The following is a 13,411-nucleotide window of genomic DNA, read 5'->3' as shown; positions in this document are numbered from 1 at the left end:
ACTGCCGCATCTGAGCGCGCAGGCTCCGGGCAGATTGTCCTGGCCGCGACCCCCATCGGCAATATGGGTGACGCCACCAACCGGCTGATCGGACTGCTTGAAAGCGCCGACATCATCGCCGCCGAGGATACCCGGCGGCTGCACCGGCTGGTGAGTGCCCTGGGCATCACCACCCGCGGCCGGATCATCAGCTACCACGAGCACAACGAGGCTTCCCGGACCGCTGACCTGCTGGAGATGGTGCGTGGCGGCGCCACCCTTCTGATGGTCACTGACGCGGGCATGCCGGCCGTGTCCGATCCGGGTTTCCGTCTGGTCGAAGCCGCGGCTGCGGAAGGACTGACAGTGACCGCAGCGCCGGGTCCCTCGGCGGTGCTTACGGCGCTGGCGCTGTCCGGACTGCCCACGGACAGGTTCTGCTTTGAGGGGTTCCTGCCCAGGAAGCCGGGGGAGCGCAGCACCCGTCTGGCCCAGCTCGCCGGTGAACAGCGCACGATGGTGTTCTTCGAGGCCCCGCACCGGCTGGAACCGATGCTTCGGGCACTCGATGCTGCGTTTGGCAGCGACCGGCGGGCGGCGATTGCCCGGGAACTGACCAAGCTGCACGAACAGGTACTGCGCGGCCCGCTGCGTGAGCTGCTGGAGTGGGCCGAAGCCGGTGACGTCCGCGGAGAGATTGCCGTGGTGGTTGAAGGCGCACCGGACGCGGCTCCCGAACAGGCAGCCGACCACGTGGGGGCTGTCAACGCGCTCATCGAGCAGGGACTCCGGTTGAAGGAAGCCGTGGCAGCCGTGGCCGAAGAGGCCAGGATCAGCAAGCGCGAACTGTATTCGGCGGTGCTTGAAGCGCGGAGCTGAACCCGGTCCCGGCTGGGCACCTGCACAGCGGAGCCGCTTTGGTGCAGTGCACCCTCGCATTTACAGGGTTAGTGCCCGAAGCCTACGGTGAAGGGAAGCGCGGGCACCGTCCGCGCCGCACCCTACGAATTTCTGGAGGCGCCCCCATGGGTATTCCCGCACACCGTGAAGCCGAACTGCTGGCACAGGTCCCCACCGGCCTGCTGATTGACGGCGAGTGGCGGGATGCTGCCGGCGGGGCCACGTTCGACGTCGAGGATCCCTCCACGGGCAAGGTGCTGCTCAGTATTGCCGATGCTTCCACCGAAGACGGTGCCCTGGCCATGGACGCGGCAGCGGCGGCACAGGAATCCTGGGCCCGTACGGCACCGCGTGAGCGCGGGGAAATCCTGCGGCGCGCCTTTGAGCTTGTGACCGAACGCGCCGAGGACTTCGCTTTGCTGATGACTCTCGAAATGGGCAAGCCCCTGGCCGAGTCGCGGGGCGAGGTGACCTACGGTGCAGAGTTCCTCCGCTGGTTCTCCGAGGAAGCGGTTCGAGTCTCCGGCAGGTACAGCACCTCCCCGGACGGCAAATCCCGGCTGCTGGTGACCAAAAAGCCGGTAGGTCCGTGCCTGCTGATTACGCCCTGGAACTTCCCGCTGGCCATGGCAACCCGCAAGATCGCCCCGGCCGTGGCGGCCGGCTGCACCATGGTGCTGAAGCCGGCGAAGCTCACGCCGCTGACGTCCCAGCTGTTTGCAGCCGTGATGATGGAGGCCGGGCTGCCGGCCGGCGTGTTGAACGTTGTGTCCACAACGTTGGCCGGGGACGTGACCGGCCCGATCCTGAAGGACCCCCGGCTGCGCAAGGTGTCCTTCACCGGGTCCACCGCCGTGGGCCAGGGCCTGATCCGGGATGCGGCGCACAACGTGCTGCGCACCTCCATGGAACTTGGCGGGAACGCGCCCTTCCTGGTGTTCGCGGATGCGCACCTGGACAAAGCGGTGGACGGCGCCATGGCCGCGAAACTGCGGAACATGGGTGAAGCCTGCACCGCCGCAAACCGGTTTATTGTCCAGGACACGGTGGCCGATGAGTTTGCGGAGAGGTTCGCCGCCCGGGTGGGCGCCATGACCACCGGACGCGGCACCGAGGACGAAACCAAGGTGGGGCCGCTGATCGACGCAAAATCACGGGACAAGGTGCACTCACTCGTGACGGATGCGCTCGACGGCGGTGCCCGGGCCCTGGTGGGCGGCGCCCCTGAAGAAGGCCCGGGCTATTTCTACCAGCCGACCGTCCTGAAGGACGTTGCACCCGACGCCCGGATCCTCAAGGAGGAAATCTTCGGACCCGTAGCGCCCATCGTGACGTTCTCGACCGAGGACGAGGCGGTGGCACTGGCCAACAACACGGAGTTCGGGCTGGTGTCCTACGTCTTTACCAGCGACCTGAACCGGGGGCTCCGGATCGGCGAGAAACTTGAATCCGGGATGCTGGGGCTCAATGCCGGCGTGGTGTCGAACGCCGCAGCTCCGTTCGGCGGCGTGAAGCAGTCGGGGCTGGGCCGTGAGGGCGGGGCCGAGGGGATTGAAGAGTACCTGTACACGCAATACACCGGTATTGCCGATCCCTACGCCGGGTAGGTGCCGCCGCCGTCGTCAGTCATGGCGGAAGCGCACCGCGAGCGACGGCGGCAGGAATCTGGCCCGCAGCCGGTCCGGCAGCCGGGCCGTCCGGCCAAGGGCAGATTCCACGGTCCTGATATCGGACCAGTCGGCGGCGGGTGACCGCACAGCCGTACCGGATTGGCCGGGTGGGGGCTGCCCGTGCTGTGACCCCTGCGCCTGCCGGGCAGCTCGTGAATAAAGCTCCTCCTCGTAGGCGCGGCGGATTCGGTCCAGGGCTTCCTGCGCTCCGGCATTGAACCCGGCCTGCCGGGCCAGCCTGTCGGCGTAGCTGCGCGGCGTATCGGAGACCTGCCCCGGGTAACCGTAGTCCTGTCCCAGATCAGCCAGCTCGTCCCAGACGGGGGCCGAGCGGGCAGCGTTGCTCACGGTGGAGGCGTTGCGGCGGCGGAGCGTCCGGAGCCGGCGCAGGCTCCACGGCGTACAGGCGGCAGCCGCGGCTGCCAGTACCGCAGCGGCCGTCCATAGCCAGGCCGTGCTGCCGGTCTCAGCAGGTTCCAGTACGGCTTCGGGTGCCAGCGGCGTTTCCCTCGGTGTTGGCCGGGGTGCGGGTACTGCTTCGCCGATCCTCGGATCTTCATCAGCGCGCGGATTGGTGCTGGGCTGTGTCTGCGCCTGCTGCTGGGCATAGTCGGGCACGGACCCGCGCGAGGGGGTGGGCTCAAAGCGCACCCAGCCGGCGTCCTCGAAGTAGAGTTCCGGCCAGGCGTGGGCATCCGTGGAATCCACTTCGAACAGGCGCATGGACTCTCCGCCGGGTCCGGGCACCTCGGAGTCCTTGCCGGTGGAACGCCCCGGTGCGTAGCCCAGCGCCATGCGGCTGGGGATCCCCTCCTGCCGTGCCATAACCGCCATCGCCGCTGCGAAATGCACGCAGTACCCGGCCTTGCGGTCCATGAATTTGGACAGGACGTCCAGCCCGTTTCCGTCATAGCCGCCGTCAACCGGTGCATCAAGGGAGTAGCTGAACTCAGCGCTGCGCAGGTAGTCCTGGATCGCCATGGCTTTGGCATAGGGTGTGCCCGCGGACCCGACGGCTTCCCGGGTGGCTTCGGCAATGTTGCCGGGCAGGCTGTCAGGCAGTTCGGTGAAGACCGGATCCACCGTCCCCTCCGGCACCGGAGGGGCCACGGCAAGCTGCTGCGGGGTCGGTGCCGCTAACACGCTGACCACTTGGTAAGCCTGCGGCGCGGGCCCGTCATCGTCGTCGTTCAGCACGGTCATGGTCTTCGGATCCCAGGACCATGAGCCCTCCGCGCCGGTGACGCCCACCGGATAGTAGGGGGCCAGCAGCCAGGGACTGGAATAAGTATCCGAACTGATCCGGGTTACCACCCGTTTGTCGGAGAGACTGGAACCGCCGTCGCTGCCCATCCCCGAGACACCGTTACGGCGTTCCCCGGTGCGCAGATCAGGTGCCCAACGGCTCCCGGAGAAATCCTCCAACGTGGTGGAGCGAAGGTAGACCGGTTCATCGGAGGATGTCGCATAGGTTATCCGCCCGGCCGACTGCGGCTGGCGCAGGTCATTTCCCAGTGTGACAACAGGGTTCAGCCCCGTGGTTCCTGACCAGAAATTGAAGCGGGTACCCTGCGGGAAGGCGCCCGCGGTGAACCCCGGCAGTACCAGTGGCAGCATCAGGGCCAGAATAAGAGCGGCTCCCGAAACGGCGGCGCACCGGCCCAGCCAGCCACGGGGAGGGCCGGCACCCGGAACGGCCGGCTGGTGTTCCCGCCGGGCCCCGGCGCCCAGCACAAGCAGGTAGCCAACAGCAGCAAGTGTGAAGTACCCGGCGCCGAGGCTTTCCGGCAGCAGCACCGCCGGGATCATCACCACCGCGACCAGGCCCAGTCCCGCAGTTGCAGGCATGCGCAGCGTCGCTGCCAGGGTGTCCGAAAGGACCGCCACGAGTCCTATCCCGGCGCAGCAAAGGAACACGATGCCAGGGAGGGCCTGGACCGGGGTGACCTCCGTGATGATGATGGTCCTTGCCTCGAGCAGCAGGGCATCGGCCCGCGCCAGGGTACCGGGCCCGGGAAGGAAGCCGAGCGGTGATACGGATGAGGCAAACAGCCCGGTCAGCGTCATGATGAGGGCAGCGACGCCGGCAACCGGGATCAGCGGAAGCGGGAGGCCGAGCCGCCGCGCTCCCGCCGTGGCCGCCAGGGGCAGCAGGACCGCCAGGACCAGCGGCGCCAGCCAGGACCAGCCCTCAATCACCCCGTGCAGGCTCAGGGAACACAACAGCACGGCGGCAGCCGTCGCCGCGCCCACTCCGAGGTTCGCCGAACCGCGGCCCGGGGCTGTGCGCCGCCCGGGACCGGCAGGACGGTGCGGCTGCGGGTCAGGCGCCGGGCGGTTAAGCACTGCTGTCATGAGAACGTGCTTTCAACAACGGGCCCGGGCTTCCGCCGGGGTCCGGCACCCGCGTGCGCGGCTACAGTTGCCGCGCCGGTACCGTCGCGGTCGCGGTCCAGAAGGGCCCAGGCCGATGCTATGGGTGTTGCCGGGGCCACGGCCGCGGCTACCCAGCCTGCCTCACGGAGGATTCTCAGCACCGGACGGAGGTCCGCCGGCCGGTCGGTGACCAGCAGGGCCAGGGGCTGGGGCGAGTACCGTGCTGCTCCGGCAAGCGCGGTGGCCTCCGACGTAGTGAGCCGTCCGCCGATCATCAGCAACGGACCGGGCGTCCGTCCGCCGGCAAGACCGTCGAGCAGGGTGTCGCCGAACGGCTCTGCGGGAAGGGGATCCGCCGTCTGGGCCGGTGCGGGGGCCGCGGGCTGCAGACCCAGACCGGCCAGGCCCTCCGCCAGGTTGTGTACGCCGTCTGATCCGCCGAACCCGGATTCATCAGCGTCAACCGCGGAAGGGGAGTGCAGCAGGCCGGGGGACGAGGACTCATCCACGAAACGGACGCTGTAGCCCCCGTCGGAGAAGTGGACGGCGCCGGAGATGACGGCGGAAACCGCCCACTCGAAGGACTCGGTGGTCAGCAGTTCCCGGGAATCATCGGAGCCAGGCAGGGCTCCCGCACCGTAGGCTGCCGCCCTCTGGTCCAGCAGGATGGATGCGGTAGGTGCCGTGACGGGTTCTTCCTGCCGCACCATCAGCTCGCCGTGCCGGGCTGTCGCGGGCCAATGCACGCGGCGCATAGGGTCGCCGTACCGGTACTCGCGGGTGGTGGCGTCGTCTTCGCTGGGGGTGCCGCGGCGTCTGCTCGGCGAGGTGCCCTCGGTTCCCCTTGCCCCGGACAGGGCGAGCACCGGCAGATCCTGGGGTGCGGGGGCAACAGCCAGCTGGTCGGTCCCGCCCAGGGTGTGGACCGTTTTCGCAAGGCCGAAGGGGTCCAGGAACTCCGCCGTGACCGGGCCGATGGCGTACAGCCCGCGCCGGCTTGAGCGCAACCGGTATTCGTAGGTGCTGGCTCTGCCGTCAACGGCCAGACCGGACGGGAAATGGAATTCCGGACTCCGGCCGAAACGCAGCGGAAGTCCCTCACGCATGGTCGCTGAGGGTATCTGGCTCCCACGGCAGCGGATGCTGAGTTGCACTGTGGCTGCCGTGCCGGTTTCCGTCAGCGGCGGCGTGAAGGTCCTTTCGACGTCGAAGCCCGGCTTGGCCAGCCGCAGCAGGACCGCGGCGGCAAGCGGCAGCCCCATCAGCAGGACGGCAACAGCAAGCAGATCCCTGCGCCCGAGCACCCCTGCCGCCAGAAGGAACGCAGCCCCGGCGCTTAGCAGGCCCCATCCGCGAGGCGTGAATAAGCCCGTGAGGGAGGGAATCTGCATGGCTGCCTTTCACTTGGCGGGGAGCGGGGCGCAGGCTGTTACCGGCGTGAGCGCTCCGGGGCCGTTCGGGGAACCGGAACGGAGTCGATAACGGCAGCGATGCAGCTGGAGGCGCTTTCACCGGCACCGGCCGCTCTGCGGTGCAGCAGGAGGCGGTGCGCAAGCACGGAATCCGCCAGCCCGGCGACGTCGTCGGGCAGGACGAAATCCCTGCCGTCCAGCGCCGCCATGGCCTTGGCCGCCCGCAGCAGCTGCAGCAGTGCCCGCGGGCTGGCCCCCAGACGCAGGTCCGGATGCTCGCGGGTAGCCCGGCCCAGCGCCACCGTGTAATCCTTGACGGCTGCCGACACGTAGATATCACGCACGCGGGCAATCATCGCCTGTGTCTCGTGCAGATCCACCACTGGGGCTATGCCTTCCAGGGGCGAACCCGCCTGGTGGTTTTCCAGCATGTCCGCTTCGGACCGGGCATCCGGGTAACCAAGTGAAATCCGGGCCATAAACCTGTCACGCTGGGCTTCGGGCAGCGGATAGGTGCCCTCCATATCAATGGGATTCTGTGTGGCCACCACCATAAACGGGGCGGCCAGCCGGTGAGTGCCGCCGTCCACTGTTACCTGTTGCTCCTCCATGCACTCCAACAACGCGGACTGGGTCTTGGCGGAGGCCCGGTTGATTTCGTCCGCTATCACGACGTTGGCGAACACCGGGCCCTGCCGGAACTCGAAGCGGTGGCTGTCCTGGTTGTAGATGGACACGCCGGTGACGTCGGAGGGCAGCAGATCCGGGGTGAACTGGATACGGCTGACCGTGCAGTCGATGGTCCGGGCCAGGGCTTTGGCCAGCATGGTCTTCCCGACGCCGGGCACATCCTCCAGCAGCACATGCCCCTGCGCCAGCAGCACGGTGAGGACAAGGCGGGCGGCCTCCTCCTTCCCGTCAATCACTGTCCCGATTGCTGACAGGATGCCGGCCGCCTGGTGCTGGAAGGATTCGGGATCCGCGGCATAGGTCGGGGAGTGGAGCGCAGTGCCTGCTGATGAGCCGGTGGAAGGAAGACCGTGGAGGGACGCCGCGGCGGCAGAGGGGATTGGAGCGTCCATGGACACCTTCCGTGCTGGGCATTAGGCGGCAAGAGCCGTGAGCGGCTGCAAGGTCCTGAATACTGGCGCATTATCCGAACCCCGGACAGGCCAGCAGCCGCCGGCGGGACTTGTCCGTCCAGAGTACAAGCTCCCTTAGGCTTAAGAACATGAGTAAATGCAGCGGATATGTTCCGGGCAGCACACCGGCAGCCTACCTTCCGGAAGGAACCGGCGCGGATGCGGTGCGGCATAAGGGGAAGGGCTACCCGCCCGCTCCGGAACCGCTGCCGGTTCCGGTCATGGACAATCACACCCACTTCGACTTCCCGGCGGGTGATTTCCGGGTCGCCCTCGGGGCAGCACTCGACGCGGCCGAGGCCGCGGGGGTGAAGGGCGCCATCCAGGTAGGAACGGATCTGGAATCCTCCCGGTTTACCGCGAAGGCAGTCGACGCCGATCGCAGGCTCCTCGGCGCAGTGGCCATCCACCCGAATGACGCCCCGCAGCTGGCGGCGGAGGGAACCCTGGACGCGGCGCTCGCCGAAATTGAAGCTCTCGCAGCCCATCCGAGGATCCGGGCCATCGGGGAAACCGGGCTGGATTATTTCCGGACAGGCGAGGACGGACTCGAACGCCAACAGTATTCGTTCCGCCGGCATATGGACATCGCCAAGCGGCTCGGCCTCGCACTGCAGATCCACGACCGTGATGCCCACGCCGACGTCGTGCGGCTGCTGAAGGAGGAGGGCGCCCCGGACACGGTGGTGTTCCACTGTTTCTCAGGCGACGCGGAACTGGCCCGGATCTGCAACGAGAACGGCTGGTACATGTCCTTCTCCGGGACAGTGACATTCAAGAACTCGCACGGCCTGCACCAGGCGCTCGCCGAGGCTGACAGGAACCTGCTCCTGGTTGAAACCGACGCCCCGTTCCTTACGCCCCATCCGCACCGGGGCCGCCCGAATGCCAGCTACATGGTTCCTTACACGGTGCGTTTCATGGCTGACCGGCTGGACCTGACTGCGGCCGAACTGGGGGAGTCCCTGGCGGCCAATACCGAGCGGGCCTACGGCTCCTGGACGGATACCCGGAGTGCGGCCGCGACCGCGGAAGCTGCTCCCGGCGGCACCCGCGGAGCCCATCCGGAGCGGTAGGCGCGGGCAGGTACCGGAAGACGGGAGCCCGGACACCTCGTTTGCCCTTACATCACGGTTCGGTTACGGTAGGGAGCTATTAGCCGGGGTCGGGGAAGGCATCCGGACTAGTTTGGTGTCAAGACCGCGAACGGAACCTGGTTCCGACGCGGGAATTGCAGGTTCCCTGTCTGCGTCAGCAGGCGGGGGTTGTTGCGGCTGAGTGCCGTAACTGCCGCGCCGTGACGGGTTGGGGACCTTTTGCCGCTACGCCTGTGTCAGGCGCGGGTTCCTTCCTGCCTTTGGCAGGAAACGGGCAGCCGCGTCCGCGCACTTAAATCCCCGTGCCCGGATGCTGTGACAGTTTGGGAACCCGTGGCAAATTCACTCGCAAAGCGTGGGGTAAAGATTATTGCGCAGGCCGCCGTTATGGTCTGTCTGGTGCTGGGGCTGGTCGCGTTTGTCGGCGCCTCCAAATCAGTAGTGCTGACAGTTGACGGCGAAAGCCAGGAAGTGCAGACCTTCGGGGGCACAGTGGCCGACGTCCTGCAAAAAGCCGATATCTCCCTAACCTCCGCTGACCGGGTAAGCCCCGAGCCCGCCCAGGCGCTCGAAGACGGCACCACGGTAGAGGTCCAGCGCGCCCGTGCCGTGGATGTCACCCTCGACGGCAACGGGACCACCGTGCACACCACGGGCGAGACCGTCGCGGACCTGGTGAGTGAGCTCCGGGTCTCCTCCAATTCCGCGGTTTCGGCATCATTGGATACGTCGCTGGCACGACTCACCGGCGGAGTGTCGATCTCCACACCCAAAACGGTCTTCGTGACCGTGGACGGCAAGAGCCACGAGCGGAACACCACCGCCACCAGCGTCCGGGACCTGCTGAACGAGTCCGGTGTCGTTCTGGGTGCCGCCGACCAGGTATCCGCACCCGCAGATGCGGCCCTGGTGGATGGTATGGGCATTAAGGTCACCCGGATCTCCGCCGGCGTGGAGGAAACCGAGAAGGAAGCCCTTCCGCATTCCACAGCAGAGGTTCCCGACGCCGAGATGTTCGAAGGCGAAAAGAAGGTCACTACGGCAGGCGTGGACGGAGAACGCACGCGCGTTTTCGCCGTGACGGTAGTCGACGGACGTGAAGTCAGCCGCACGCTGGTCAGCGAAACGGTTACCCGTGAGCCGGTAGCCGAGGCTGTTGCCACCGGCACGAAGAAACGTCCTGCCCCTGAAGCCAAGCCGGCGGCCGGGTCCGGTGCCGCGCCCTCTTCAGGAACCTGGGCTGCGCTGGCACAGTGCGAATCCGGCGGCAACTGGCACATCAATAACGGCAACGGGTATTACGGCGGCCTGCAGTTCAGCAGCGGCAGCTGGCTCGGCGCCGGCGGCGGAGCATACGCGCCCGTGGCCAGTGCTGCGACACCGGAGCAGCAGATAGCCGTGGCGGAAAAGCTGCGTGCCAACGGGGGCTGGGGCCACTGGCCGTCCTGCGCAGCCAAGCTGGGCCTGCTCTAACACCTACCGCGGCAGGCCCGGCCCGATGCGCCCGGTGCTGACCCGGTGGGCCAGGCCTGCCACATGAGCAGCGCGGTCCGCGGCTCCCACCGACCGGAAGCGCTGCTCACTGTCGGCCAGGTAGGCCGAGCCGTCTTCGGGCCGGCCGGTGCGCGCCAGGGCCAGTCCAAGGTGAAGGGCAACCTCGCCGGAAGTCTGTGGCGGGAGTTCCTCCCGCCGGGCGTAAACGTCGGAGAGCATCCCTACGGCCAGCGTATGGTCACCGTTCAGGTCCAGCCAGATGCCACGGCTGTGCACCAGTTCCAGTTGCGCTGAGACCGGCAGCCCCACCACGGCCGTGGCCGCCTCGGCATGCTCAATGCACGCCAGGGTCTCGCCGTCATGGATCCCGGCAGCCAGTCGCATGGCAGCCGTGCCGCTGTTGAACCGTGCCCACAGTTCGACGTCGGCCCCTGGCTGGAGCAGGCCCGCCGCGGCACGGTGGTGCCGGAGCCCGCCGGCAGGATCTCCGCGCCGGAAGGCCACGTTCCCGACGGCCCAGAACGCCTTCCCCTTGGCCTGACGCCCCATCCCTCCCTCGAGCAGGGGCAGCATAAGGGTGCTGCAGTACTCCCAGGCTTCATCCAGCCGGCCGGCTTCCGCCAGCGCACACACCAGGGCCTCGGAAGCGTCAAGGAACACTTCCGGCCCCAGCCCCTGGCGGTGCGCTGCCCGGACGGCGGCGCGGGCGTGGGTGATGGCCGCGCCGAGGTCCCCGAGCCCGAGCCAGGCCGAGGAGAGCAACGTCTCCGCCTGTGCCTTCAGTCCCTGTTCCTCCCCGGCCAGCGGGTGGTACGCCAGCAGTGCCGTCGCCCGGATGCAGTCCCGAAAAGCATGGACCGTGTGCAGGCAGCGGGCGCCCAGATAGGTCATCGCCCACCAGCCGGCTGAATCACCGATGGTCCGCGACGCACCCGCGGCTGCACCGGAGAGCCGAAGGGCTTCCGGGTAATCGCGTTCATCCAGGCACTGCCTGGCGGAAAGAGCCAGAAACAACGGGCTGTCCTGGAGCCGGCCCGGCCAGGGGCCGGCACGTCCCGGTACAGCAGCGAGCCGCTCGGCGAACAGCTCGACCGCTCGCGGCGCGGGTTCCCGCCTGCCGGTTTCGTAGAGGGATATCTCATGCGGCGCATAGATGCCGTTTCCGAGTTCTGCCTGTGTAAGGCGCCGGTCCAAGCGTTCCGAGCGCAGCTGTTCACCGAATGATTTGCCCATTCCGTTCCCGCCAATCCCCGGGTATGCGGCACGCTGTAGGGGGCCGCAGGTGCGCTCGATGCTACCGGTCGGGGAATGGCTGGGGCAGAGCATGAAGCGCTTATCGGGGGTAAACCAGCCAACTGGTTTTTCCTCGACGGGGACCAGGTCCTGACCCGGGGATCCGGGACCGTCGGGACCGGCCGTGGGCGGCCCCCGGGGATGCCTGCCGGCTCGGGCGGGTACCCCCGCTCCGCTAGTATTACTGGGTGAGTGAATCCGAACCTGCCCCCCGATCATCGGTCCCTGCGCTCCTTGGCGCCTCGGATATCCGGGCGCTGGCAGAGGAACTTGGCGTCCGGCCAACCAAGACGCTCGGACAGAACTTTGTTATTGACGGCAATACCATCCGCCGGATTGTGGCGGCAGCGGATATCCAGCCGGGGGAGACAGTTCTTGAGGTCGGTCCCGGCCTGGGTTCGCTGACCCTCGGCCTGCTGGACGCCGCGGAAACGGTGGTGGCGGTGGAAATTGACCCTGTCCTCGCCGGCAGGCTGCCCGCTACCGTGGCTGAACGCCGCCCGGAAGCCGCGCACCGGCTCCACGTGGTCCTGGGCGACGGCATGCGGATCACCGAACTGCCTGCCCAGCCCACGGCACTGGTTGCCAATCTGCCCTACAACGTGGCGGTTCCGGTGGTGCTGCATCTGTTGGAGCACTTCCCTTCGCTGCAGCACGGCCTCGTAATGGTCCAGGATGAGGTGGCGGACCGGATGGCCGCCAAGCCGGGCTCGAAAACGTACGGTGTTCCCTCGGTCAAGGCAGCCTGGTACGGCACCATGCGCAAGGCCGGTGTGATTGGCATGAACGTTTTCTGGCCGGCTCCGAAGATCGCGTCCGGGCTGGTGGGATTCACCCGCCACGACCCGCCGCAGACCCGCGCCAGCCGGCAGGAAGTGTTCGCCGTAATCGATGCAGCGTTCGCCCAGCGCCGCAAAACGCTGCGCGCCGCTCTCGCAGGGTGGGCAGGCAGCCCGGCCGAGGCGGAGACAGCCCTCCGCACCGCCGGCGTGGATCCGAGCGCCCGCGGCGAGGTCCTGGACATCGCCGCCTTCGCCCGCATCGCCGAGGCACGAAAGGCCCTCCTTGCCTGAGGAAAGCACGATGACCCCGGCCCCATCCGCTTCCGTCCGTGTGCAGGCTCCCGGGAAGATCAATGTTTCCCTCAAGGTCGGTCCGCCGAGGCCGGACGGCTACCACAGCGTCGCCAGCATCTACCTGGCCGTGTCCCTCTTTGAGGAAGTTACGGCAACGGAGTGGGACGGGGACGGGGTCCGGGTCAGCCTCAGTGACCCGGACGGCCGGGTTCCGCTCGAAGGCATCCCGCAGGACGCGGATAATCTGGCCGCCCGTGCGGCGCGTGCCGTGGCGAAGCGTGCCGGCCGCAGCCCCCGCGTCCACCTGCACATCGCCAAACGAGTGCCGGTTGCCGGCGGAATGGGCGGCGGATCGGCCGATGCCGCAGCTGCCCTCGTGGCTTGCAACGAACTGTGGAACGCCGGCCTCAGCCGCCGTGAGCTGGCTGAACTCGCAGCCGGCCTCGGAGCCGACGTACCGTTCTCCCTGATGGGCGGGGTCGCAGCAGGACTGGGCGTGGGGGACAGGCTGACTCCGGTCGCGGCGGCGGCGCCGCTGCACTGGGTCCTGGTCCCGGCCGGCTACGGTCTGTCCACCCCGAAGGTTTATGCCGAGACGGACCGCCTCCGCGCGGATACTGCCGTGGCCGAACCTGTTCAGGCGGATCCGGACGTCCTGGCGGCCATCGCCTCCGGGAACCCCGGGGAGCTGGCCGGCGTTTTAGCCAATGACCTGCAGCCGGCGGCCCTGGAGCTGGCACCGCAGCTGGAACCCGTTCTGGCGGCCGGGACCCGGCTGGGCGCCCTGGCCGGCATGGTGTCCGGCTCCGGACCCACCCTTGCGTTCCTCGCCTCCGATGAAACCGGTGCGGCAGCCCTGGCCGCCGCTCTGCGTGCCGAGGGACATGGCGCACTCGCCGTTCACGGCCCGGCCGCCGGCGCCGTCGTCCTTCCGGAGGCCGCCCCCGAATCACCGACGTACAGAAAGTAGTT

10 protein-coding genes are annotated in these 13,411 nt (G+C 67.9%); 6 read left to right on the top strand and 4 right to left on the bottom strand.

The genetic code is table 11. The annotated features are described in order from the left end of the window. Positions 1 to 33: 33 nt before the first annotated feature. Both rsmI and QWJ37_RS12345 read left to right on the top strand, forming a co-directional pair. Positions 34 to 858 (top strand): 16S rRNA (cytidine(1402)-2'-O)-methyltransferase, encoded by an 825-nt coding sequence (gene rsmI / locus QWJ37_RS12350; RefSeq protein ID WP_290245743.1) that lies wholly within the window; start codon positions 34 to 36, stop codon positions 856 to 858. Between the two features lie 146 nt (positions 859 to 1,004). Beyond that, the gene (locus QWJ37_RS12345; protein WP_290245429.1) at positions 1,005 to 2,486 is read left to right on the top strand and encodes an NAD-dependent succinate-semialdehyde dehydrogenase; all 1,482 of its coding nucleotides are present in this window, start codon (positions 1,005 to 1,007) and stop codon (positions 2,484 to 2,486) included. A gap of 15 nt (positions 2,487 to 2,501) precedes the next feature. Here QWJ37_RS12345 and QWJ37_RS12340 read toward each other — a convergent pair whose 3' ends face one another. From QWJ37_RS12340 to QWJ37_RS12330, 3 genes are read right to left on the bottom strand one after another with little or no spacing between them, the layout of a single operon-like run. Next, complete coding sequence (locus QWJ37_RS12340; RefSeq protein WP_290245428.1) at positions 2,502 to 4,904, bottom strand: DUF3488 and transglutaminase-like domain-containing protein; 2,403 nt, start codon at positions 4,902 to 4,904, stop codon at positions 2,502 to 2,504. Next, complete coding sequence (locus tag QWJ37_RS12335) at positions 4,901 to 6,316, bottom strand: DUF58 domain-containing protein (RefSeq protein WP_290245427.1); 1,416 nt, start codon at positions 6,314 to 6,316, stop codon at positions 4,901 to 4,903. Before QWJ37_RS12335 ends, QWJ37_RS12340 begins: the two co-directional genes overlap by 4 nt. A gap of 38 nt (positions 6,317 to 6,354) precedes the next feature. Further along, positions 6,355 to 7,419: a MoxR family ATPase gene (locus tag QWJ37_RS12330; protein WP_227904245.1), complete on the bottom strand. Its 1,065-nt coding sequence runs from the start codon at positions 7,417 to 7,419 to the stop codon at positions 6,355 to 6,357. A gap of 149 nt (positions 7,420 to 7,568) precedes the next feature. Here QWJ37_RS12330 and QWJ37_RS12325 point away from each other — a divergent pair, with 149 nt between their 5' ends. Together QWJ37_RS12325 and QWJ37_RS12320 are read left to right on the top strand one after the other, a co-directional pair. Next, entirely contained in the window at positions 7,569 to 8,555 is a 987-nt protein-coding gene (locus tag QWJ37_RS12325; protein WP_290245426.1) for a TatD family hydrolase, read from the top strand. 354 nt (positions 8,556 to 8,909) lie between these two features. Next, the gene (locus QWJ37_RS12320) at positions 8,910 to 10,049 is read left to right on the top strand and encodes a resuscitation-promoting factor (RefSeq protein ID WP_290245425.1); all 1,140 of its coding nucleotides are present in this window, start codon (positions 8,910 to 8,912) and stop codon (positions 10,047 to 10,049) included. 3 nt (positions 10,050 to 10,052) lie between these two features. On the opposite strand, the gene QWJ37_RS12315 is transcribed toward QWJ37_RS12320, so the two are convergent. Next, a complete protein-coding gene (locus QWJ37_RS12315; protein ID WP_290245424.1) occupies positions 10,053 to 11,303 on the bottom strand; it encodes a helix-turn-helix transcriptional regulator in 1,251 nt (416 codons plus the stop codon). Positions 11,304 to 11,551: 248 nt separating this feature from the next. On the opposite strand from QWJ37_RS12315, the gene rsmA reads away from it, so the two are divergent. Together rsmA and QWJ37_RS12305 are read left to right on the top strand one after the other, a co-directional pair. Beyond that, positions 11,552 to 12,436, top strand: coding sequence for a 16S rRNA (adenine(1518)-N(6)/adenine(1519)-N(6))-dimethyltransferase RsmA (gene rsmA / locus QWJ37_RS12310; RefSeq protein ID WP_227904248.1), 885 nt, complete (start codon positions 11,552 to 11,554; stop codon positions 12,434 to 12,436). 10 nt (positions 12,437 to 12,446) lie between these two features. Then, entirely contained in the window at positions 12,447 to 13,409 is a 963-nt protein-coding gene (locus QWJ37_RS12305) for a 4-(cytidine 5'-diphospho)-2-C-methyl-D-erythritol kinase (RefSeq protein ID WP_227904249.1), read from the top strand. The last annotated feature ends 2 nt before the right edge of the window (positions 13,410 to 13,411 follow it).

The sequence above is a fragment of the Arthrobacter sp. YD2 genome (assembly GCF_030410475.1).
GTDB classification, from domain to species: domain Bacteria; phylum Actinomycetota; class Actinomycetes; order Actinomycetales; family Micrococcaceae; genus Arthrobacter_B; species Arthrobacter_B zhangbolii.
This window is presented reverse-complemented; position numbering and strand designations above follow the sequence as displayed.

Bases quoted from the DNA above. Each gene is read 5' to 3' on its own strand.
- QWJ37_RS12325 (WP_290245426.1), top strand. From the start codon at position 7,569: ATGAGTAAATGCAGCGGATATGTTCCGGGCAGCACACCGGCAGCCTAC.
- QWJ37_RS12340 (WP_290245428.1), bottom strand. From the start codon at position 4,904: ATGACAGCAGTGCTTAACCGCCCGGCGCCTGACCCGCAGCCGCACCGT.
- QWJ37_RS12315 (WP_290245424.1), bottom strand. From the start codon at position 11,303: ATGGGCAAATCATTCGGTGAACAGCTGCGCTCGGAACGCTTGGACCGG.
- QWJ37_RS12335 (WP_290245427.1), bottom strand. From the start codon at position 6,316: ATGCAGATTCCCTCCCTCACGGGCTTATTCACGCCTCGCGGATGGGGC.
- QWJ37_RS12305 (WP_227904249.1), top strand. From the start codon at position 12,447: ATGACCCCGGCCCCATCCGCTTCCGTCCGTGTGCAGGCTCCCGGGAAG.
- QWJ37_RS12345 (WP_290245429.1), top strand. From the start codon at position 1,005: ATGGGTATTCCCGCACACCGTGAAGCCGAACTGCTGGCACAGGTCCCC.
- QWJ37_RS12330 (WP_227904245.1), bottom strand. From the start codon at position 7,419: ATGGACGCTCCAATCCCCTCTGCCGCCGCGGCGTCCCTCCACGGTCTT.